Genomic DNA, 21,339 nt, shown 5'->3' on the forward strand with positions numbered 1-21,339 from the left:
GCTTGCCCTGTATGGCAGGTGGGAAGGATGTTGCTGTGCCCAAGCCTTATCCCCAGGAGTTCCGCGAGGACGTCGTGCGAGTCGGCTGGTCACCCGGCTTCTACTGCTTCAGGATCGGGGCCGGATGACGGCCCGGCAGCTGGCCGAGGAATTGGAGGTCTCCGTATGGACCGTCTACCGAGACGTCGAGGCGCTCGGCGCCGCCGGTATCCCGCTGTACGGTGACGCCGGCCACGCGGGCGGCTACCGGCTGGTCGACGGCTACCGGACCCGGCTCACCGGACTGACCGCGGACGATGGGCAGGCCGACTTCCTCGCCGCACTCCCCGGAGCCGCTGCCGAGCTCGGCGTCGGTGAGGCGCTTGCCACCGCCCGGCTCAAGCTGCGGGCGGCCCTTCCAGCGGAGCTGCGCGAGCACGCCGAGCGGATCCAGGAGCGCTTCCTGCTCGACGCCCCGGCTGGTACGGCGTCGCCGACCTTACGCCTCACCTGACCGGCGGTCGCAGCCGCGGTGTGGGCACGGCGGGCGGTCGTACTGCGGTACCGGCGCTGGCGGGCGCCGGAGGAGATCGAGCGGCGGGTGGAGCCGTACGGGCTCGTACTCAAGGCCGGCCGTTGGTACCTGGCCGCCGACGGGTCGTCCGGGATCCGCGCCTACTGTGTCGAACAGATCCTCGAACTCCGTCCATCGGAAGGAGCGTTCGCCATCCAGGACGGGTTCGACCTGACCCAGCACTGGAACAGCTGTCTGGTCGACTTCCGAGCCCGGCTGCACACCGGGGCGGCCCTGGTACGGCTCACTCCGGAGGGCGCCCGCCGCCTCGGTGTCACACCCGCCGGTGACGGATGGACGGAGGCCCGGGAACCCATCGAGTCGATCGACCACGCCCACGGAGAGCTCCTGCGGCTGGGCGCCGGCGTCGAGGTCATGGCACCGGCTGAACTCCGTGACCGCATCGCCGAGACGGTACAAACTCTGGCCACCCGCTACGAAGCGCCCCACGGTGATCGTCGGCTCGGGCGAGCACGCCGTCCGCGTGTGTCTGCGCCAGCCGCTGGCCGACGGACTGCTCGCTGACCGAGGGGGAGCCTGGCGGCTACGTCACGGACACGGGCGGTGACGGGGCTGCCGAATCCACGGCTGCCGCAGGTGCTCGGCCGAGAGCTGAGCGGGACCGGCCGCACCCGGCACGGCAGCAAAGCTCCGATGCGGCAGCAGGGCCCGGACCGCTCCTCGCGGATGCTGTTGGTTAATTCGGGCCTGGTCACTTTGCCCCGCCGCTATGCGGCGGGGCAAAGTGCTGTCAGAGGGCTGGTGCGGGCTCGAGGTGTGTCGGTGAGCCAGGCGTCGATGCGGATGAGGTTGACGGCGGCGCCGGTGAGCTGGTGCTGGAGGCTGGTCTTGTCCAGGCCGCGATAGCGGGATGTGCGCAGGTCGCAAACCTGTACCGCCTGAGAGATGGTGCCCTCGACACCGGCGCGGATCTTGTAACGGGCCTTCCAGCCGTCTGTGGCCTGGAGGGCACGGGCCTGCTGGAGAGCATGGAATTCCTCGCGGGGCCGCAGGTTGAGTTCGCGCTGCATTCCGTTGGGCGAGTTGATGCACCTGGCCCGATCGGGGCAGGGTCGGCAGGCAGTGCGGGAGAACCGGACGCGGATCACGGGCAGGCCCTCCTCGGAGCGGTTGGTGCGCCATGACGTGGTGGTGTGGCCGTTCGGACAGGTTGCCTGCCCGCTGTCCCAATCGATGGTGAACGCGTCCTGCGCAAACGAGGCATCGCCCCGGGCGTGCGGGACGGTCACCGCTTTCAGCGGCCCGTTCAGATCGACCTCATGATCACGCCGGGCGGCGGTGAGCGAACCGGCGCTCGCATAGCCGGCATCCACCCAGTGCTCGCCCGGCACCAGGTCTCGCCGTTCGAGTTCCGCATGGACCACAGCAGCCATCCGGTCGTCGGCGACGCTGGCGACGGTGGTCACCATGCTCGTGACGAGGCGGGGAGTGGCGTCGTCGCACGTTTCGGTGACGTGGACCTTGTAGCCGTCCCAGTTGATGTCGCGCTGGCACCGCTGCGGGCCTGAAGCTCATAGGGGCTCACCAGGCGCATCACGCCCGGTGGCCGGTCTTTTGGGCCCCGGCGAGCCACCTCGCCATCGACCAGGTGGAAGTACTGCACCCACACCTGCCGCAGCACCTCAACTTCCCGTAGCCCCCGCAAGCCAGGGGGCGCGTCCTTGGCCCAGATCATCCGCAGCAGGTGCACGCCGTCGTCACCGATCCGCCGATATGTCTGGTCCCGGCGGGACCGCTCCTTGGGGAAGCGAGAGTCCTCGGCCCGGGTGGCGTAGTGTCTGAACCACTCCGGCCGGGCGTGCTCACTCAGCCAGTCAGGCCCGGTCAGGGCCACGGCGTTCAGTGCCGCACGCAGGGTTTCCGCGACGAGTTCCAGATGGTTCAACGAACGCACCGCGGACAGCACATGCGTGGAGTCGGTCCGCGCACTGCCCCGGGCAGTGACCAGCCCCTGCCGCCGGGCAGCTGCCAGCACCGCATCCAGAAGCTCCCGGCCCCCCTCCGCACCGATGAGCCGGTCACGGAACTCTGACAGGACCGAGAAGTCGAAGCCGGCATCGGTCAGCTCCAGGCTCAACGCGTACTTCCAGTCGATACGAGCCCTCACCGCCTCCGCGGCCTGCCGGTCGGTCAGCCCCTCCACGAACTGCAACACCAGCACCATCGCCAGTCGCCCCGGTGACCAAGCAGGCTTTCCCCGCACCGGGAACAGACCGGCGAACTGCTCGTCGCTGAACAACGGCCCCAGTTCGTCCCGCACCCGGATCGCCAGGCTCCCCTTCGGGAACGCAGTTCGCGCCACCCGCCCGTCTCAGCAGGGATCTCCCCCGACCTCTTCGGCTGCATCGACATCCCGCACCCACCCCAAACGACAACGTCGGCCTTCAAGACCACAACCGGGTCTTGAAGGCCGACGTCACGCGAGGGCCCGAATTAACCAACAGCATCGCTCCTCGCGGTGCCGGGCCCTGCCCCGTGACGTCGGTGCGTCAGCTCTGTTCGGTGTCGTCGCCTGCCTGCGCGGCGCCCTCGGCTGAGCCTGTCTTCTCGCGCATCTTGCGCACCAGCTCCGCCTTCTGGTCGGCGGCGCCCTTGCGGTCGAGGTTGCGGTGCGGACCGTTGTTCTGCCGCTCGGTGCGGGACAACCTCTTGCGCTTGCCGCCGCCCATGCCCACAGGGTTGTTGATGTTCTTGCTCACGGTCACGGGTTCTCCCGGTAATGATGTGAAGTGATCTACGGATTCATCGGTGGGGGACGGACGGCGACATCGGAGGACGTCAGCAGGGGCCCGTCACGCTCTCACTCGTAAATCGGCGGCTGGAAGAACATGACAAATACGTTACCCGGTTCCGTCGGCCCCGCACACCAACCCGTACAGAGGAGACCGGGCAGAGGTCAGACGGCGAGTGCCTCCCTCGCTCCGGGGCGGGATTCGGGGTCGTACCGGCGCAGGCCCACCAGGACCAGTGCGCAGACAGCGACCACCATGGCAGCACCGACGTAGAGCTGTGTCGCGGAGGCGCCCGTGTCCTTGAGCAGGCCGGCGACGGTCGGGGACAGGATGGCGCCGATGCGCCCCATTCCCAGTGCCCAGCCCATGCCGACGCTGCGGACGTTGGCCGGGTAGAGCGGCGGACCGACGGTGTACGCACCGGCGATGCAGCCGTTGATCAGGGCGCCGACGACGACACCGATGCCGAAACCGAGCCACAGAGCCGAGGTGCTCAAGATGAAGACGATCATCATGGCGGCCGAAAGCAGGGAGAACCCGATCAGCACCGCCCTCGGCGTACGCACCCGGGCGGCGACACCGTAGAGGACCGAGCCCACCGTGCCCCCGATCGAGATCGCCATTCCGGCGGTCACCGCCGCGCTCTCCGAGAGGCCCTCCTCGACCAGGAGCGTGGGGGTCCAGCTGTTGACGAAGTAGAAGCCGAACATGATCGTGATGAAGGTGAGCCAGAGCAGGATCGTCGGGGTCATCAGCTGCTTGATCCATCCCCGGCCGGCCCGCTCGGTGTCCGCCCGGGTAGCGGCCGCGTGGTCGAGGTCGGCATCGGTGACGGCCTCCATCCGCATGCGGGCCAGCGTCCGGTTGATCCGTTCCAGCGCACCGCTCGGACGGCGCTGTTCGAGGAATGCGACCGACTCGGGGAGGACGACGGCGATCACTACCAGGGCGAGCAAGGTCCCGACGCCGCCGGCGTGGAAGACGATCCGCCAGTCGCCGCCCAGGGTGGCCTTCGCCACCAGGCTCGCCGCGGTGGCACCGAGGCCGTACCCGGCGGTGTAGATGCCGATGGCGAGACCACGGTTCCTTGCGTTGGAGAACTCGCTGGCGATCACATTGGTGCTGGCAAGGATGCCGCCGACACCGAGTCCGGTGACGAGGCGGAAGACGCCCATCACCGTGGCCGACGGCGCCAGCGCCGCTCCGAACATGCCGATCGTGCAGAGAGTGAGACTGATCAGGATCAGCGGGCGTCGGCCGATGACGTCGGCGAAGGGCGCGAGCAGCATCGAGCCGATCGCCATCCCGATGAGGCCGACCGAGACCAGCAGTCCGAACTGCGAGCCGTTGAGCGAGAACTCCTCGGTGACCGACGGCCCGGTGAAGGCGACCGCCATGACGTCGAAGCCGTCCAGACAGTTCATGAAGGTGCAGAGCGCGACGATCAGCCATTGGTAGCCGCTCATCGGTGTCTGCGATATGCGTGCAGCGATGTTCATGGGTGTCCAGGTGGTGAGGGATCCGGGCGTACGCGATGCTGCACCGGGTCAGGTGAGGTCGAGGGTGAGGACGGCCGGGCCGTCCGAGTCGCTGCCGGCCGCCACTGCTCGGGAGACGCAGAGGCACAGTCGGTTCGAGCGTTCCTTCTGGGGCCCGCTCAGGAAGACGTCGCGGTGGTCGACGGTGCCGGTGGAGCCGACCACCTTCGCCAGGCACAGCCCGCACTCGCCCTTGCGGCAGTCCGAGAGCGTTTCGACACCGGCCGCGTCGAGGGCGTCGAGGATCGAGGTGTCGGGTGCGACGGTGATCTCCCGGTCGAACCGGGGGAGACGCACCACGAACTCCTCGGACGGGTACCGGCCGCTGGAACCGAACGTCTCGAAGCGCAGGCTGGTTGCCGGCAGGTCGTGCTCGGCCCAGCTCTGCGAGAGGGCGTTCATGAGCCCGATCGGGCCGCACATGTAGAGCTCGGAGCTTGCGGCGGCGGGTGTCCCGGAGATCCCGGCGACGAGGTCGTCGACCGCCAGCGAGGTGCCCTCGTCGTCGATGTGGACACTGAGCCGGTCGCCGTGCTCGGCGACCAGCTCGTCGAGGTACGCCATCACGGCGCGGCTGCGGCCGGCGAACACCAGCGTGTAGTCGGCACCCCGTCTGCGCAGTGCGGAGGCCATCGCCACCAGCGCTGTGACGCCGATGCCTCCGGCGACGAGTACGTAGCGGGTGGCCCCGACCGCGAGCGGGAAGTTCTGCAGCGGACCGGTGACGGTCAGCTCGTCCCCGCCTTGAAGCCGGTGCATCGCCGCCGAGCCACCCGACGAGGTGGGGGAGAGCTGCACGCTGAGCGTCAGCCTGCGGCCGCCGTCCTCGGAGCGCACGACGGAGTAGGAACGCACCGGGCGGGCACCGTCCCCGATCTCGACGTCGATGTGCGTGCCGGGCGCGGCGTGCTCGGGATGCTCGGGGGCCAGGACGATCCGGCGGACCCCGACAGCGGCGTCGGAGACTTCGACCACCCTGGCCCGCTGCCGACGAAGCCTGGTCTGCACCGCCACTTCAGGCCCCCTGACCGGCGGCAGGCACGGAGGAGGGGCGCCCCTCGGCCGCGAGCATGCGCTCGAGTATCCGGCGTACCCACATTCCGCCGGCGTCGATGTTGAGGCTGTAGAAGTCGTGGTCCGGGTTGGCGTCGATGGCGCGCTGCTGGGCGCACAGCATGTCCTCGTCCTCACCGAAGACCCCGTGCACCGCTTGGCGCAGCTGGGTGGTGATGGTCTGACTGCCCAGGCGGTAGTTGCGCATGAACGCCCAGAAGTAGTGAGAGGTGCGGTCGGTCTCGGGAGTGATCGTGTTCATCACGTATCCGTTGACACCCTGGCTGCGGTCGCCCTCGGGCGCACCGGTGCCGGCCTTCGCCACACCGACGTCGATGCGTATCGTGCCTGGCGCCTCGAACTGGACGATCTGCCAGCGGTCGACCTTGCCGGAGAAGTCCGGGAACGCGTCGCGCATGTTCTTCAACCAGAACGGAGGGGCTTCGATGTCGCGCATCCAACGAGCGACGGTCACCGTGTCGCCCTCGTGCGTCACCTCGAACTCGGCCTCCGACAGCTCCTCCTGGCCGATGCTCGAGGAGTGCACGAATTCCTCGTGGGTGAGGTCCATGAGGTTGTCGAGGATGAGCTGGTAGTTGCAGTCGGCGTGGATCGTCTTCCCGTCGCCGGCCCACGCCGGGTCGTCCATCTGATGCATGTCGGGTACGGCGGCCGGATCGGCCAGGTCGGGATCGCCGAGCCAGACCCACACGTACCGGTAGCGTTCGACGAGGGGGTAGGAGGGGACCACCGCGCTGGGGTTGATCGTCTCCTGCGCGGGCATCCCGGTGCAGCGGCCGGTCGAGTTGTAGCGCAGACCGTGGTACGGACACTGCAGCTCGTCGCCCAGGATCCTGCCCTTCGACAGCGGCGCGAGCCGGTGCCAGCAAGCGTCCGCCAGGGCGACCGCGCGGCCCTCCGTGTTGCGCCACAACGCCAGCGGCACGCCACCGACCGTGCGCGCCAGCGGCTTCCGGCCGGTGACCTCGTAGTCCCAGGCGGCGACGTACCAGGCGTTGCGGGGGTAGTTGAAGATCTTCGCCGCGGCGGTGGTCGGTGGCGCGGTGTCCGGCGGGGGAGAGACGGAGAGAGGCATGGAAACTCCCTATGGAGAGAGGTATGTGTTGCGCGCGTCACAAACTAGCTATGGATATAGTGAGTGGCAAGGGTGTGGAGCTTGATCAATCCGGAAGGGGGGACGCCTTGTCGCTGCGTTACGCGCTGACCGCGCTGCTCACCGGTCGTCCGATGACGGGGTACGACATCTCCAAGAGCTTCAGTCGCTCGGTGGCCCATGTCTGGCACGCCCCGGACTCGCAGATCTATCCCGAGCTCAACCGGATGGAGCGCGACGGGCTGCTCACCTCGGTCGAGGTGCCCTGGGGCAAGAAGGGGACGAAGAAGGAGTACCACGTCACCGCCGCCGGCCTCGCCGACTTCCGGGCGTGGATGAGCTCCCCGCTGACACCCCAGCGACAGCGCGACCCGGCCTTCCTGAAGGCGGCCTACTTCGACTTCGCCGACCCCGCGTCGGTGCGTGAGCAACTCACGCAGCAACGGGCCTACTGGGAGGAGCAGCTGAGCATGCTCGAAGGCACCCGGGCCGCGCTCGTCGACCGCACCCACCCCACGCTGGCCGCCCGCCTGCTCAAGCTGACCGAGCGGGAGGCCGAGCTTGCGGTCCGCTACAAGGTGTACGCCTACGACGGGCTCATCGCCCGCGCCCGCACCGAACTGGCCTGGATAGCGGACGGTTTCGCGCTGGTCGACGAGCTGCACGAGTCCTGACTCCCGGACTCGCCGAGCTGCCTTTGACCGTGCATTCCGACAACTCATCCTGAATGGGTGTCAGATGGGCCGTGACGTGGCGGCATTTGCCCGGCGCCCGCGAGGACCCCCCAGCTGGTTCACGCACCGCGAGGCCGTGCGACCCACGGGCGAAATGGTGTCGACACCCGTCCCGCCCCTCCTGGACCATGTGCGGCATGAGACAGGAGTGGACACACTCGCTGAACTCGTCGACGGCGGAAGGGTGTTGGAGTTTGCCATCGGTACGGGCCGCGTAGCCGTCCCGCTCGCCGCCAAAGACGTCGCGGTCACCGGCATCGAGCTGAGCAGGCCCATGGTCGAGCAGTTGCGCACGAAGGCCGACGAGCAGGCGATCCCCGTCGTCCTGGGCGACATGGCCACCGCAACCGCTCCTGGCGCGGGCTGCTTCCAGCTCGTCTACCTGGTCTTCAACGCGATCTCCGTGCTGCAGACCCAGTCCGAGCAGGTCGAGTGCTTCCGCAACGCGGCCCACCACCTCGCACCCGGCGGCCGGTTCGTGATCGAACTGTGGGTGCCCGACGTGCACAAGCTTCCGCCGGACAGGAAGGCCGTGGTCTGCCGGTCCGAGCCCGGTCACATCAGCTTGGACACCTATGACGTGCTCACCCAGCACGTCGTCTCGCACCACTTCGACTTCGAGGAGGGCAAACGGACTGCGGGCCTGTTCCAGAGCCCGCACCGCTACATCTGGCCCTCGGAACTCGACCTCATGGCACAACTCGCCGGTTTCGCACTCGAATCCAGGCACGCGGACTGGCGGGGCGGCCGGTTCACCGCCGACTCGGAATCCCATGTCTCGGTCTACCGGCTCCCGGGCGGTGAGGACGACGCTCCGGCCGGTGGGACGACGAGCTGAAGTGCCCCTTTCGGGGAACGTGAAGTGGCCGCCGGGGTGGGCCTGCCCGTTCAGCCGAGAGGCTGACGGACGTCCTGGCGCAGCCGGGCGGTGAGATCGGCGTACGGGGCGAGGTCGACCTGCTCGGGGCTCAGGCGGTCGAGTGCGGTGCTGGTGAACAGTGCCACGGCGGTGGTATTCGGGTCTGCCCACGCACAGCCGACCTGGGTGACCGGCCTGTTCTGCTCCATGTCACGGACCGCGCACCGCACGGTCACATCACGTCCGGCCGGATGGAAGTCGACCGGCGCAAGGTAGAAGGTGTCTCCTTCCGATGGTTCCTCCAGTGCCGTGAGGATCTCGGCACGCACCGAATCAGACTCCCGGATCGTTCCGAACAGTCCGGTGATGTGCAGCGCCTCCTCGCCGTCCTCGCCGGCGTAGGAAGCCAACGTCATGCCGTCGTCGCGGACGCGGTAGTCGTCGATGCCCTTACGGAAATGTTCTCCGCTCGTGCCCGACGAGTCCTCGGTGAGACGGTAGGAACCTTCCAGGACGGTGGCGGGTGCGGTGAGCTGATGGGTTGCCTGCGGCCAGTTCCCGTCCGGAAGCTTGATCGGGCCGAGGTACTGGACCAGCCCGTATCCCACGGTTCCGAGGGCTATCAGGGATCCGGCGACGATGCCCGAGATGAGTCCGGCCCGCCTCCTCCGCCGCGCAGGCCGGGGTGGTGCCCAGACTCCCGGCATCCCTGGGTACGGCGCTCGGCCCGCAGCGTGTGTGCCCGGCTGCGGCCCATAGGGCGGCCATGAGTGTGGAAAGGGCTGCTGCGGAGGCGACGGCGGAGGGGAGGGCGGAGGCGTGGACATGATCAATACGCTACTACCCGCGCAGGCTTGTCCCCGGTGACTCCGAAAGGCCGGCGCGATCGTACGGTCGTGCCCCCGCCTCCGTCGGCGCGGTCCGTCAAACCGGATCCGGCATGCCTCCCGTCGTCAGCGACACCGCCGCGGTGCCGAGCCGGGGCACCGGTACCGGCAGTGAGCTGTCCGCACCGGCGCACAGTGGGGCGCCCACAGCACCGAGGTAGTCGGCAAGCTTGGCTCCCGTGGTGGGGAAGCCCGGAGTGAGCCGGCAGGTGACGCTCTCTTCGGCGAAGGATTGCAGCCGTACGAGGACGCGCCCCGGTTCCGGCACGGTCAGACCGACGATCCTCACCCGCGGGTCGTCGAGGGCCAGGAGTGCGTAGGAGGTGCTGGGGACCGGTTCGGCCGCCCGGTTCGCTCGTACCGCCACCAGGGGCCGGCTGCCGACGGCAGCCGTGCGCATGCCCAGCACCGCACCGACGGGGGCCGGTGCGTCCTGCCACCCGACGCTGTAGCGGAAGACATGGTCGAATGCCTGCTCCGAGGGGAAGTTGGTGTCCCAGATGTTGTTGTGGACCCACGAGAACACCGTCCCCGGCTCCTCCTGCGCCAGTGACTGCGGATACGGCACATACGGGATGGCGACCCCGCCCACCTGGATCAGCGGTGCGTCCTGGGTGGCCAGCGCCGCGCTCGTGGCACCCTCCTGGAGGCTGACCCAGCGGCGTACCGCCCGCATGTGCCGGGCCGAACCGGGCACCGTGGGCAGGCCCGTCCCGGTGACTCCGCCGGTTGCCTCCATCCGGACGACCGGGGACCGCATCGCGAAGGGGAAGGCGAAGAACGCGCTCTCCTTCGTCAGGGTCGCGGCCTTGTCGATCCGGTTCTCCAGGTCGATCCGCGCACTCGCGCGCGGCAGATGGACCTTGACCCGCAGCCGTCGGGTGCCGGCCGGGGCGCATTCGTAGACCAGCGTCTCGCCGGTCGCGTCGGAGGTGCGTTCCACCAGAGCCGCCGGGGGAGCCGTCCTCCGGGTGGCCAGCAGGTGCATCGAGTCGTCGGCCGTGGTCTTGCTCGACTGGTGGTTGAACCCGCCGGCCGTGGCGTACTCGTCGTACAGGTACCCGTTGAAGCCCACGGTGGCGTCCTGGCGGACCAGTTCGCTCCCCGTCCGCTTGTCCCGGATCGAGTCGATGCACGCGGATGCCAGGTCGACGTGGACGCGAAGGAACTCGTTCTCCAGGACCGTGGAGTCGTCGGCCGGACCGCCGCCTTCCGCCGGCAGTCCGGCCGCCGGGGCGGAAGCAGGCTCGATGTCCACCCGTACCGCCCCGTGGGCCGGTACGCCGGCCAGCCGGAACAACAGGAAACGGCCGGCCGCCCGGTGGAGTTCGTTGCTCTGCTCCTCCTCCGTCGCCTCCAGCGGTGTGCCGTCGCGGGAGTCGATGACCCGTACCGCGTCGGCGAGGGGCACGGTGCTCTCGGGGAGGAAGAGCCGGACCGTCTCGGAACGCTCCCAGCTGCACGTGTTGACGACGTAGTAGCCGGCGAGTGTCCCCTCGCGCGGGGCCAGGCGTTCTCCCAGCGTCGCACTCGCGGCGTCCAGCAGGGTGTGCGCCCCGTCATGGGCGCGCAGGGCCTGGGCGTACTTCCAGTGCCACTGCCGTTCGCCCGAGGCATGACCGTGGTCGCCGTGCGTCCAGGGGTCGCCGGCACCCCAGGTGTGCTCGTTGAACAGGGAGGCGGCGCGGTACACCTCGGGTGCCGCCCTCGTGATGCCGGCCCCGTCCGCTGCCCCCAGGATCTCCGCGTGTCCCGCGAGAGTCTGGGCGTCGGCCAGCGCCGCCTGCCCGTCGCGGGTGGCGGCCAGCGGCACGGCTCCCGCGCCGACGCCGTCGACCCACCAGTCCGTCCAGTCGCCCTCGTACGTCTCGATCCGGTCGCCGAGCCGCTCCTCGGCGTCGATGAAGAAGTCCTCGTTGCGCGAGGTGCGCAGGACAGGGAAGGCCCACTCCTCGTTCCACCGGCGCACGGTGTCCGCGATGATGCGGCGCGGCGGTCCGTTGTCCGCGAACTTGCCCAGGACCCGCAGGTGCAGGATGTCCCACGGGTACGGGTCGCCCTTGAACTCCTCGTCCAGTACGGGGAATCCCGGGATGCCCCGGCCCTCGTGCGGGTACTGGTGGTTCGTCATCGCCGAGAGGTAGTTCGGCAGCAGGTCGTCGACGCGGTCGAAGGACTCGTCGAAGCCGATGATCGAGCCCTCCATGTAGGCGAGGCCGTGGGGCGTGTCGGTACGCCACACCAGCACCTCGCTCCCGCTCGGCGCCCGCCAGCGGAACAGGCGCGGCAGGTCCTGGCCGCCGACGTGGTGCGGCACCGCGCGGCCCGCCCAGTTGTGGGCGACCGACAGATAGCGGATCCCGCTGTCGGCGAGGACGTCGGGGAGCCCCACGACCTGGCCCGGCACGTCCGTCTGCATGGCAGTGGTGACGTCGATGCCGTGCCGCTCGCGCAACTCACGTATCGGGCGCAGCAGTTCGTGCAGTTCGTCGGTGGAGCAGGTCTCGGTGTGGAGGTTGAAGGGCATCGCGGCCAGTTCGATGCGCCCTTCGCGCACCCGGTCCAGGAATTCCGCGACCATCCGTGGCGGCCGGTTCTGCGCCCAGTTCTCGAAACTGAAGTAACCCTCGACCGCCCAGCGGAACTTCGACTCGTCGGGCCAGTCGTCGGTGGTGCGGCACAGTTCGAGCAGGGAGTCGAGGTACTTGCGTCCCTCGGCGAGCACGGTGCCCTGCGGGTCGGTGTAGCCGATGTCCAGGTGGGCGTGCTGGACCAGGTGCAGCGTCCAGTGGCGCTGCGGGGTCAGCAGTACCTCGACGCTCCCCGTGCCGGCGAGCTCGGGCAGCTCGACGAGGACCGGCGTGGGCGCGTCCACCTCCGGAACCAGCAGCCGGGTGTCCCCGCCCGGCCCCGGAAGCACGTCGCAGCGCAGGACACTCCCGGTGACGGTGGTCACGCGGGCGCGGGTGAGCGGCCGGTCCGCCGATACACGGACGGACTGGAGCAGGCCTCCCGCACCGTCGTGGCGCAGGAGCGGTTCGCAGGAGAACCTGACCCGGTGTCCGCCGAGGTCACCCTCGGCGGACACCGCGCGCTCGCGCAGGATGTCTCGGGCCATGTTCGAGTCCCACCAGGAGGGACGGGCAAGTTCGGGGCGGGGCATGGGAGAGGTCTCCACTCGTGTGTGGTGCCGGGACGTGCTGCTCGGGGCGTGGGCGGGGGAGGGGTTCAGGAACGGTCGGTGGCGAGACCGGCGAAGATCTGCACCATGGCGGACTGTTCGAGCGTCTCGGCCTGCGCGGCCGGATCGTGGTCACCGCCGCCGGAGGGCTGGAAGCGGAAGAGTCCGTCCGAAGGTGTCCTGTTCTCCTTCCAGGTCCGCTCGGCATAGGCGGCGGCTGCCGCACGGTAGGCGCGGTCGGGCCGCACCTCGTCCAGGATGCGGAGGTTGTCGAAGTAGAAGGCGTTGAAGATCGCCGGCTGGTCGTGCAGCCGGTCACCCTGCTTCCAGTACGTGAGCGAACCGTTGGCGTCCTCGACGGCACGTTCGAGGTAACTCCGGTCCCCGGTCGCACGGTAGAGCGTGGTCGCCGTGCCGATCATCGCGCCGGAGTTGTACGACCACAGGGTGGTGTTCACGGTGCCGTCGTCCTCGCGGCTGTTGTCGTACAGACCGGGGGAGCGGCGCAGGCACGACCAGTTCCACTCGTACCATTTCTTCGCGCTCGCGAGGTACCGGTCGTCGCGCTCGATGGCGTAGAGCTCGGCGGCCAGCTGGGCGGAGAGTCCCGTCACGTTGGCGGCGCGCATGTAGTTGCCGGGGGAGTCGACCCAGTGCATGCCTCCGGGGCACGGCTTGGCGGGGTCCTCGTCCCAGCCCCGGCCCACGACCCGATAGGTCTCCAGCGCCCGGTCGAGGTAGAGCTTCTCGCCGGTCGCCCGGTACTGGTCGAGGAAGGAGAGCCCGACGACGGCGTTGTCGTCGTAGAAGACGTCGCCGCCCCGGCCGAGCGGGGCGGGCAGGTAGGAGTCGTATCCGGGCCTGCCGTCGCGGGGGTCGAAGTACAGCCGCAGCGTGGTGAAACGCTCGGCGGCATCGCGGTCGTAGCGGGCACCGACGTGCGGCAGTTCGGACATGTCGACGGTGGCGGCGGCCGCCTCACGCAGCGGCCAGAGATAGGAGTGGGGGTTCTCCCCCTCCTTGCGCGGCGTCTTCTCCAGGTACAGCCCGTGCTCCTTCGGGCCCTGGTAGAGGTGCTGCTGCAACGAGCCGTAGGTGACCTCGGCGCGGTGGGCCCAGACGGAGGGGGTGGTCCCGCTGTCGGCGGCGGCGGGACTCGCCCACAGCGCTCCGGACAGGACGGCGAGGGCCAGCGTGGCGCGTACAGGTGTCTTCACCATGGTCTGCCTTTCGGGAAGGTGGAACGGTGACGGGCGGCCGGGACACGGCTCAGCCGTGCAGCTTGAGGCTGCTGACGAAGTAACGCTGCGCGGAGAAGAACAGGGCGACGGTCGGCAGCGAGACCAGCAGCGCACCGCCGAGCACCACCGGCGGCCCCACGTTGGAGTAGTTGCCCTGGAGGTCGGCCAGCGCGGCCATCACCGGTCGGATGTTCTTGCTGGTGGAGAGCGTGATGCCGAACAGCAGGTCGTTCCATACGGAGACGAACTGGAAGACGAAGGCGGCCACCATGGCGGACCTGGACAGCGGCACATGGATCTGCCAGAACACCCGCCACCACGAGGCGCCGTCCATCCGGGCCGCCTCGATGATCTCCGGTGCCAGCGTCAGCGCGAAGTTGCGCATGATGAAGTACGCGAACGGGATGGCGATCGCCACATACACCAGGAACAGCCCGAACTGGGCGTCGTAGAGACCGGTGCCGGCATAGGCGAGGAACAGGGGCCGCAGGAAGACCTGGAGCGGCAGCAGCGTCCCCGAGTAGATCAGCCAGAACCACAGCGCCTTGTGCCGAACCGGCATGACGACGGTCGCGAACGCGGCGGTGGTGGCCACGACGATGGCGGCGGCGGCACTGGTGACGGCGTAGAGAAGGCTGTTGCCCATCGAGGGGCCCAGATCCGCCTTCGTCCAGGCCTGCGCCATGTTGTCGAAGAGGCCGAAGCCCTGCGGCCACCAGTGGGGCGTACCGCCGTAGTCGGCGGCCGGCACCAAGGCGTTGACCAGCAGCAGCCAGGTGGGCAGGGCCCAGATCAGGGAGATGACCACCAGGGCCGTGTTGCGGACGATCCGGCCCGGCGTGGGCCGCCTTCGCGGGGGGCTCCCCGGTATCCGGCCCGGCGTGGTGCGGGTGGTGGACATGATCAGTCGCCTTTCGGGGTCAGCTGGCGCCGCAGATAGAGCCACGAGGCGAACAGCACGATCGCGGTGAGGATGACGGCGACCGCCGCGCCCGCTCCCGGGTGCAGGGCGAGGAACGTCTCCTGGTACATCGAGACCGCGAGCGTCTCGGACTGCCGGCCCGGCCCGCCCTGGGTGAGCACCCAGATCAGGTCGAAGGACTTCAGCCCGTTGACCAGGCTGGTGCCCACGACGACGACGGAGACGGTCCGGAGCTGGGGCAGCACGACGTACCAGAACTTCCGCCAGCCGGCCGCCCCGTCCAGGGAAGCCGCCTCGATGGTCTCCGGCGGGATGGTCTGGAGACCGACCAGGAAGAGGATCACCGCCACCCCCGCCGACTGCCAGGTGTTGGCGACGATCATCACCAGGGTGTTGCCCGGCCACTCCAGCAGCCAGCCCTGGGCGAGCGAGTCCATGCCGAACGCCTTGAGCACCTGGTTCGCGGCACCGTCGGTGTTGAGGACGAAGTTCCACACCACCGCGACGGCCGATCCGGACAGCGCGTAGGGAAGGACCACGATCAGCCGTGCCACCCGGGACCACCTGGCGCCATCGGTCAGTACGGCGATGGCGAGGCCCAGCACCAGCGGCAGCGCGACCGTCCCGACCACCCACATCAGGGTGTTCTGGACCGACCGGGTCAGCACCGGATCGTTGAGGAACAGGGCGTAGTTGTCGAGACCGGCGAACCCGGAGACGCGGCGGTCGTCGAAGAAGCTCCGGTGGACGGTGGCGGCGAACGGGGCGAGGAGCAGCGTGCCCACCAGAAGCACGGCGGGGGCGAGGAATCCGGCGCCGGCGACCCTCTCCCGCAGCCTGCGCGGGAGACGGCGCCCGGAGGCGGGGCCCGCCGGGCCGGGCGTGGCCTGCGGTGCGGTGAGCGGCGGCCTGCGCTGGTCGAGGGAGGAGCTCATGACTCGTCCCTCTCCCATGCGGCCCACTCCTTCGCGGCCCTGCCCGCCATGCTGCGCAGAGTGGCGTCGGGCGAGGAGGCCCTGGTCATGAAGCTCCCCAGATCGTCGGTGTTTCCCTGAATGAGGTTGGGCGGGCCCGACTCGCCGTAGCGGGGCAGCAGCGTCCACCGCTCTTTCAGCGCCCGGTCCTTGAGACCCGCGATCACCGGATTGCCCGGCCTGGAGAGCGGGTTGGCCGAGGAGTCCTGGAGGAAGTCGGTCCACACCTTCTGGACCCCCGGGTCGAGCCAGTTCGCCGCGTTGGCCATGGCCGCGTCGTGCGAGACGGCCTTGCGCGGCACGGCGAGCACCCCGGACTCGGTGATGACGGAGCGGCGGGTGGAGGCGTCGACGGGCGGCATGACGAAGGCGTCGAAGTCGACGCCCGGCTTCATCCCGGTGGCGGCGATGCCCTGCGACTGCCAGGACCCGTGCAGGAACATGCCGACCCGCCCGGCCTTGAGCGCGGCGGGACCGTTGTTCTGGTCGAAGTCCGCCGCCGTCATCCAGCCCTTGCGCATGAAGTCCTGCCAGATCTGGAGGGCCTTCTTCGCCTGCGGATCGGTGTAGCTCGCCTTCCCGGCGATCAGCTCCGCGTAGAACGCCGGGTCCACCTTGCTGACCAGTTCCTGGAACCACTCGTACGCCGGCCAGTTGCCGGCCTGGGTGGCGACGAACGGGATGACGCCGCCCTTCTTCAGCACTTCGGCGTTGTGCAGCAGCTCCTCCCAGGTGCCGGGCGCCCGGAGCCCGTGCTTGCGGAAGACCGCGGTGTTGTAGAAGAGGACGTAGTACGACTCGTACAGCGGTATCCCGTACACGGAGCCGCGGTAGGACATCGCGTCACGGGCGTGGGCGCTGATCCAGCCCTTCCGCTCGTACGCCTTCCACATCGAGGAGAGATCGCTGAGCTCCCCGGTGCGCGCCAGCGACTTGAGGAAGTAGCCCGACGCCCACTTGATCATGTCGGTGGCTTTGGTCGTCTGGAGCGAGATCTGGGTGACCTGCCTGTACGACGTGGGGTTCGGGTTGGACAACGGGCGCAGCGCGTATCCGGTGAGTTTCCTCAGTTCGTGCCCGGCCTCGACATAGCCCCGGTCCCAGGTGGCGTTGTCGTTGGCGAGCGAGATGGTGCCGGGCTTCACCGCGGTGCTGTCGCCCCGGGCGCAGCCGGCCAGCACGGCGGCGGCACCCGCCCCGAGGCCCGCCACAACGCTGCGGCGGCCGAGCGGGTGGGGTGAGCGCTGTGTCGCCCCGCCGGTTGATCTCATGGGTTCCCTTCCCTCCGGATCCCGGCAGGGATCCCTGGCTCTGGGGTGTGGTGGGTGTGGAGGACGCGGCCCTCCGAGAGATCTCGCCGTACCGCACGGCATCGGCGGTTCGGGTTGCCAGGATGTTAACGACACCATGAGGTCGAGACAATACTTCGCGGCGATGTTTCGCTCGCGATCCATATCTAGCTGCGGTTTTATCGATCATCTGAACCGTTGCCTTGTTCGGTACCCATGTTATCGATACCATCCCCTCGGCCGCCCACTCACGTCTCACAGGAGTACCCGTGCACCCAGAGCCCCGCCCCTATGAACGCAACCCCCGCTACCCGGCCACCGGCGGCACCGTGGTCACCGGGTGGAACGCCGCCGTCGCCACGCTGCCCGACCGGCCGGTCGTGCTGGCCCTGGACGGACCTTCGGCCCTGGACTGGGACGAGGCCGCCCGGGGGATCGTCCGGGCCCTGCGTGAACGGGATGTCGAAGTCACCGCGCTCGATGTACGCGACCGCTGGTCACCGGCGGCCGTGGACCGGCTGTGCGTGCCCGTAGCGGATGCCGACGCGTTCTTCCTGCCGCTCGCCGAGTTCGAGATGGCGGACCTCTTCGACGGGGAGCTGTCCGTCGCCCGGCCCGCGAGCGGTGTCCTGCTGGTCCACGGCCCCGGTGCCGCTCTCTGCTCGCCCGACCTGACCTGGTGGGCCGACCTGCCCAAGCGGTACGCCGAGAGTGCCGTCGCCTCCGGGACCATGCCTGTCGGCGTCAATCTCGGTCGCCCGCAGGGGCCGGGTGAACTGCGCAGCCTCTTCTACACCGACTGGCCCGTCGCCGACCGCCACCGCGACGCACTCGCGCCCCGGATCGACCGGTGGATCGACGTGCAGGACCCGAAAGCCCCTGCCTCCCTCGACGGCACGGCGGTCCGCGCCACCCTCGCCGACCTCGCCCGGGGGCCCGTCCGTACCCGCCCCTACTTCAACTCCACACCCTGGGGCGGCCGGTGGGCCGCCGAGAAGCTCGGCTTCGAGCCCGACCACGGCAACACCGCCCTCGGCTACGAACTGATCGCCCCCGAAGCGGGCGTCCTCGTCGGCGAGGACGCCGGGGCGCAGGTGGAACTCCCCTTCCAGCTCCTGTGCGTCCTGCACCCGCACCAGTTCCTCGGCACGGAGGTGCACCGGCGCTACGGCACCTCCTTCCCCATCCGCTTCGACTACCTCGACACCGTCGGCGGCGGCAACCTCTCCCTGCACTGCCATCCGCAGGAGCCGTACATGCGGGAGACCTTCGGCTGGCCCTACACCCAGCACGAGACCTACTACGTCACCGCCAGCGAACCCGGGTCCCGGGTCTTCCTGGGCCTGCGGGAGAGTACGGACGTGGACGTCCTGCGCAAGGAAGTGGAGGCCTCCGCGGCGGACGGCACACCGCTGCGCGTCGAGGACCACGTCCAGACGTTCCCCGCCGAACCCGGCCGGCTGTTCATGATCCCGGCCGGCACCCCGCACTCCTCCGGCGCGGGCAACCTGGTGCTGGAGATCAGCGCCACCCCCTACCTCTACTCCCTGCGCTTCTACGACTGGCTGCGCCGCTCCACCTCCGGGGCGCCCCGGCCGCTGTCGCGCCGGCACGCGTTCGCGAACCTGGACACCGGGCGGCGCGGCGACCAGGTCGCCGAGGACCTCGTCCAGGAGCCCCGCACCCTGCGCACGGGGACGGGCTGGCGCGAGGAGATCATCGGCGGCCTGCCCGAGATGTTCTACGCGGTACACCGGTTCGTGCTCGACGGAACGGGCCCCGCGGACGACGACACCGATGGCCGCTTCCACATACTCAACGTCGCCGCCGGTGACGGTGTGGTGGTGGAGACCGCCGACGGGCGGCGCCACGACCTGGCGTTCGCGGAGACCCTCACCGTGCCGGCCGCCGTGGGCGGCTACCGCCTCCACCCCGTCGGTGACCGGCCGGTGCAGGTCGTCAAATCCCTGGTGACCCCGTCATGACCACGGTGCCCGTACTGGAGATAGGCGGCACCCATGTGACCGGCGCGCTGGTGGACATGACGGCCGGTGCGCCGGTCGCGGGTTCCGTCGTGCGCCGGCCCGTGTCCGCCGGCGCGGGTGCTCCGGAGATCCTCGACGCCTTCGCCGAAGCCGCTCGGCACACTGGCGCGCCCGACGGAGCGTGCTGGGGCGTCGCCGTACCGGGCCCGTTCGACTACGCAACCGGCATCGGCGGATTCCGGGGCATCGGCAAGTTCGAGTCCTTGCACGGCGTCGACGTAGGAGCGGAACTGCGCGCGCGGCTGCCTCGCCCGCGCGCCCTCAGCTTCCTCAACGACGCGGACGCCTTCGCCGTGGGGGAGTACCACTGCGGGGCGGCGGCGGGGCGGGAGCGAGCCGTGTGCATCACGCTCGGCACCGGCGTCGGCTCCTCGTTCCTCCACGCAGGGCGGCCCGTCGCCGAAGGGGCCGACGTACCGCCCGAAGGCCGGGCGCACCGCATCAGCGTCGACGGACTGCCGCTGGAGGAAGTGGTCTCGCGGCAGGCGATCAGGGCGCGGTACGCCAGGTCCGCGGGGATCGACGTCCCGGCCGCCGTCCCCGATGTCAGCGCCATCGCCGCACTGGCACGTGGGGGAGACCCGCACGCGGCGGCGACGGTCAGCACCTGTTTCGACGCGCTGGGACGTGCTCTGGCGCCCTGGTGCGCCGCGTTCCGGCCGGAGGTCATGGTCGTCGGCGGTTCCATGGCCGCGTCCTGGGACCTCATCGGCCCCGCGCTCCGCGCCGGACTCACCACCGGGGCCCGGGGCGCCGGCCCGGACGCGGCCTCCGTGGTCGCGTCGATGGTCCTGTGCACGGCTCGGCGGCCCGACGACGCACCCCTGATCGGCGCTGCGCGCTGGGCCCTGCGGCAGGCGGAGGCGGGCCGGCCGGGTGGTGCCGGTGCCGTGCCGTCCGACGACGCCCGGGCCGTCCGTCCGTGAGGCGGTACCGCCGCTCCGCGGGCGCGACCGAGGGCCGTCACCGGACCTGCCCACGGAGAACGCTGCCGGGGGACGGTCGCTCTAGAATGACGGCGCCCGCGGCTTCCGGCAGCCCACCGGCGGCAGAGACCCCTGACGGTACGAAGGAAGGACCTGCCTTGGCGCAGCACCGACCGTCCGAGGCGGGCGCGCCGACGATGCGTGACGTCGCCGCCCGCGCCCGTGTCAGCGCGATGACCGTCTCCCGGGTGCTCAAGGACGACACCAGGGTCAGCGAGGCCACCAGGGAGCGGGTGCTGAGCGCCGTCGACGCGCTCGGTTACCGGCGTAACGAGACCGCGCGCAGTCTGCGGCTCGGCGGCAGCGGGCTGATCGGACTCGTCGTCACCAACCTGGCCAACCCGTTCTACTCACGGCTGGCGCTGGGCGTCCAGGAGGTGGCCTCCGAACACGGTCTGCGGGTCCTGCTCAGCAACACCGCCGAACAGCTGGACCGGGAGCGCGGCCTGGTGGAGGACCTGGCGTCCCGTCAGGTCGACGGCATGATCGTGGTGCCCGCGGGCAGCAGCCACCGGCACCTGGCGCCGGCCGCGCTGCGCGGCATGCCTATCGTCCTCGCTTCCAGGCCACCGGCCGGAATGGACGCCGACTGCGTGCTGGTCGACGACTTCGGCGGCGCGGAGGAGGCCACCGGCCGGCTGATCGAGGACGGGCACCGGCGGATCGGGTTCCTGGGCAACCCGCCGGCCCTCTACACGGGCGCCGAACGATTCCGGGGCTACTGGGCCGCCCACGAGGCGGCCGGCCTCGAACCGGACGAACACCATGTCCGCCGCGGCCTGGTGGACGTGCCCACGGCCGAGCGCGCCGCCGTCGCCCTGCTGCGCGGACCGGACGCTCCGACTGCCCTCTTCTGCACCAACAACCGCTTGACCCAGGGCGCCATCCGGGCCGTCCGCACCCTCGACGCCCCGGTGGCCCTGGCCGGTTTCGACGACTTCGACCTCGCGGACGTCCTCGGACTGCCGCTGACGATCGTGTCCTACGACGCCGACGAGATCGGGCGCCGGGCCGGGCAGATGCTCATCGACCGCATCAACGCCGCCCCCGGCGACCCGCTGCCCGCACGACGCACCGTGGTCCCCACCCGGGTCATCCGGTACGGGACCGACCGACCGTAAGCCTTCCGCCGGCTGCGGCTCCGGGGCACCCGTATGTCCTGACGGGCCCCGTGGACGCAACTGTCGCCACCGCGCGGAACCTTCGATGG

Annotated in this window: 15 protein-coding genes and 2 pseudogenes; 6 read left to right on the forward strand and 11 right to left on the reverse strand. The window is 69.9% G+C overall.

The genetic code is table 11. The features are described from left to right. Nucleotides 1-124 precede the first annotated feature (124 nt). Nucleotides 125-1,078 (forward strand): annotated as a pseudogene (locus ACIRD8_RS04020) (helix-turn-helix transcriptional regulator). 203 nt (nucleotides 1,079-1,281) lie between these two features. On the opposite strand, the pseudogene ACIRD8_RS04025 reads toward ACIRD8_RS04020, so the two are convergent. From ACIRD8_RS04025 to ACIRD8_RS04045, 5 genes and pseudogenes are all read right to left on the reverse strand, one after another. Continuing rightward, nucleotides 1,282-2,926 (reverse strand): annotated as a pseudogene (locus tag ACIRD8_RS04025) (IS1182 family transposase). Nucleotides 2,927-3,063: 137 nt separating this feature from the next. Next, a complete protein-coding gene (locus tag ACIRD8_RS04030; protein WP_403985730.1) occupies nucleotides 3,064-3,279 on the reverse strand; it encodes a DUF6243 family protein in 216 nt (71 codons plus the stop codon). Nucleotides 3,280-3,470: 191 nt separating this feature from the next. Next, nucleotides 3,471-4,772 (reverse strand): MFS transporter, encoded by a 1,302-nt coding sequence (locus ACIRD8_RS04035; RefSeq protein WP_403985732.1) that lies wholly within the window; start codon nucleotides 4,770-4,772, stop codon nucleotides 3,471-3,473. Nucleotides 4,773-4,853: 81 nt separating this feature from the next. After that, on the reverse strand, nucleotides 4,854-5,858 hold the full coding sequence (locus tag ACIRD8_RS04040) for a PDR/VanB family oxidoreductase (protein ID WP_403985734.1): 1,005 nt from the start codon (nucleotides 5,856-5,858) through the stop codon (nucleotides 4,854-4,856). Between the two features lies 1 nt (nucleotide 5,859). Beyond that, nucleotides 5,860-6,993, reverse strand: coding sequence for a Rieske 2Fe-2S domain-containing protein (locus ACIRD8_RS04045; RefSeq protein ID WP_403985736.1), 1,134 nt, complete (start codon nucleotides 6,991-6,993; stop codon nucleotides 5,860-5,862). Between the two features lie 107 nt (nucleotides 6,994-7,100). Here ACIRD8_RS04045 and ACIRD8_RS04050 point away from each other — a divergent pair, with 107 nt between their 5' ends. Together ACIRD8_RS04050 and ACIRD8_RS04055 are read left to right on the forward strand one after the other, a co-directional pair. Next, nucleotides 7,101-7,685, forward strand: coding sequence for a PadR family transcriptional regulator (locus ACIRD8_RS04050; RefSeq protein ID WP_403985737.1), 585 nt, complete (start codon nucleotides 7,101-7,103; stop codon nucleotides 7,683-7,685). 154 nt (nucleotides 7,686-7,839) lie between these two features. Further along, nucleotides 7,840-8,583 (forward strand): class I SAM-dependent methyltransferase, encoded by a 744-nt coding sequence (locus ACIRD8_RS04055; protein WP_403985739.1) that lies wholly within the window; start codon nucleotides 7,840-7,842, stop codon nucleotides 8,581-8,583. Nucleotides 8,584-8,633: 50 nt separating this feature from the next. On the opposite strand, the gene ACIRD8_RS04060 is transcribed toward ACIRD8_RS04055, so the two are convergent. The 6 genes from ACIRD8_RS04060 to ACIRD8_RS04085 all read right to left on the reverse strand — a co-directional run bounded on the left by ACIRD8_RS04060 (nucleotide 8,634) and on the right by ACIRD8_RS04085 (nucleotide 17,080). Continuing rightward, the gene (locus tag ACIRD8_RS04060) at nucleotides 8,634-9,212 is read right to left on the reverse strand and encodes a hypothetical protein (protein ID WP_403985741.1); all 579 of its coding nucleotides are present in this window, start codon (nucleotides 9,210-9,212) and stop codon (nucleotides 8,634-8,636) included. 316 nt (nucleotides 9,213-9,528) lie between these two features. After that, nucleotides 9,529-12,654 carry an alpha-mannosidase gene (locus ACIRD8_RS04065; protein ID WP_403985742.1) on the reverse strand — a complete coding sequence of 1,042 codons (3,126 nt, stop codon included), beginning with the start codon at nucleotides 12,652-12,654 and terminating at the stop codon, nucleotides 9,529-9,531. A gap of 65 nt (nucleotides 12,655-12,719) precedes the next feature. Beyond that, complete coding sequence (locus tag ACIRD8_RS04070; RefSeq protein ID WP_403985744.1) at nucleotides 12,720-13,892, reverse strand: glycoside hydrolase family 76 protein; 1,173 nt, start codon at nucleotides 13,890-13,892, stop codon at nucleotides 12,720-12,722. Nucleotides 13,893-13,941: 49 nt separating this feature from the next. After that, complete coding sequence (locus ACIRD8_RS04075; protein WP_403985746.1) at nucleotides 13,942-14,814, reverse strand: carbohydrate ABC transporter permease; 873 nt, start codon at nucleotides 14,812-14,814, stop codon at nucleotides 13,942-13,944. A gap of 2 nt (nucleotides 14,815-14,816) precedes the next feature. Further along, on the reverse strand, nucleotides 14,817-15,770 hold the full coding sequence (locus ACIRD8_RS04080; protein WP_403987234.1) for a carbohydrate ABC transporter permease: 954 nt from the start codon (nucleotides 15,768-15,770) through the stop codon (nucleotides 14,817-14,819). Continuing rightward, nucleotides 15,767-17,080: an ABC transporter substrate-binding protein gene (locus tag ACIRD8_RS04085; protein WP_403985748.1), complete on the reverse strand. Its 1,314-nt coding sequence runs from the start codon at nucleotides 17,078-17,080 to the stop codon at nucleotides 15,767-15,769. Before ACIRD8_RS04085 ends, ACIRD8_RS04080 begins: the two co-directional genes overlap by 4 nt. A gap of 287 nt (nucleotides 17,081-17,367) precedes the next feature. On the opposite strand from ACIRD8_RS04085, the gene ACIRD8_RS04090 reads away from it, so the two are divergent. From ACIRD8_RS04090 to ACIRD8_RS04100, 3 genes are all read left to right on the forward strand, one after another. Next, on the forward strand, nucleotides 17,368-19,083 hold the full coding sequence (locus ACIRD8_RS04090) for a class I mannose-6-phosphate isomerase (protein WP_403985750.1): 1,716 nt from the start codon (nucleotides 17,368-17,370) through the stop codon (nucleotides 19,081-19,083). Next, nucleotides 19,080-20,069 carry an ROK family protein gene (locus ACIRD8_RS04095; RefSeq protein ID WP_403985752.1) on the forward strand — a complete coding sequence of 330 codons (990 nt, stop codon included), beginning with the start codon at nucleotides 19,080-19,082 and terminating at the stop codon, nucleotides 20,067-20,069. Before ACIRD8_RS04090 ends, ACIRD8_RS04095 begins: the two co-directional genes overlap by 4 nt. Before the next feature lie 197 nt (nucleotides 20,070-20,266). Continuing rightward, complete coding sequence (locus ACIRD8_RS04100) at nucleotides 20,267-21,250, forward strand: LacI family DNA-binding transcriptional regulator (protein ID WP_403987237.1); 984 nt, start codon at nucleotides 20,267-20,269, stop codon at nucleotides 21,248-21,250. Nucleotides 21,251-21,339: the final 89 nt, after the last annotated feature.

The sequence above is a fragment of the Streptomyces sp. NPDC102451 genome (assembly GCF_044765485.1).
Classification (GTDB): domain Bacteria; phylum Actinomycetota; class Actinomycetes; order Streptomycetales; family Streptomycetaceae; genus Streptomyces.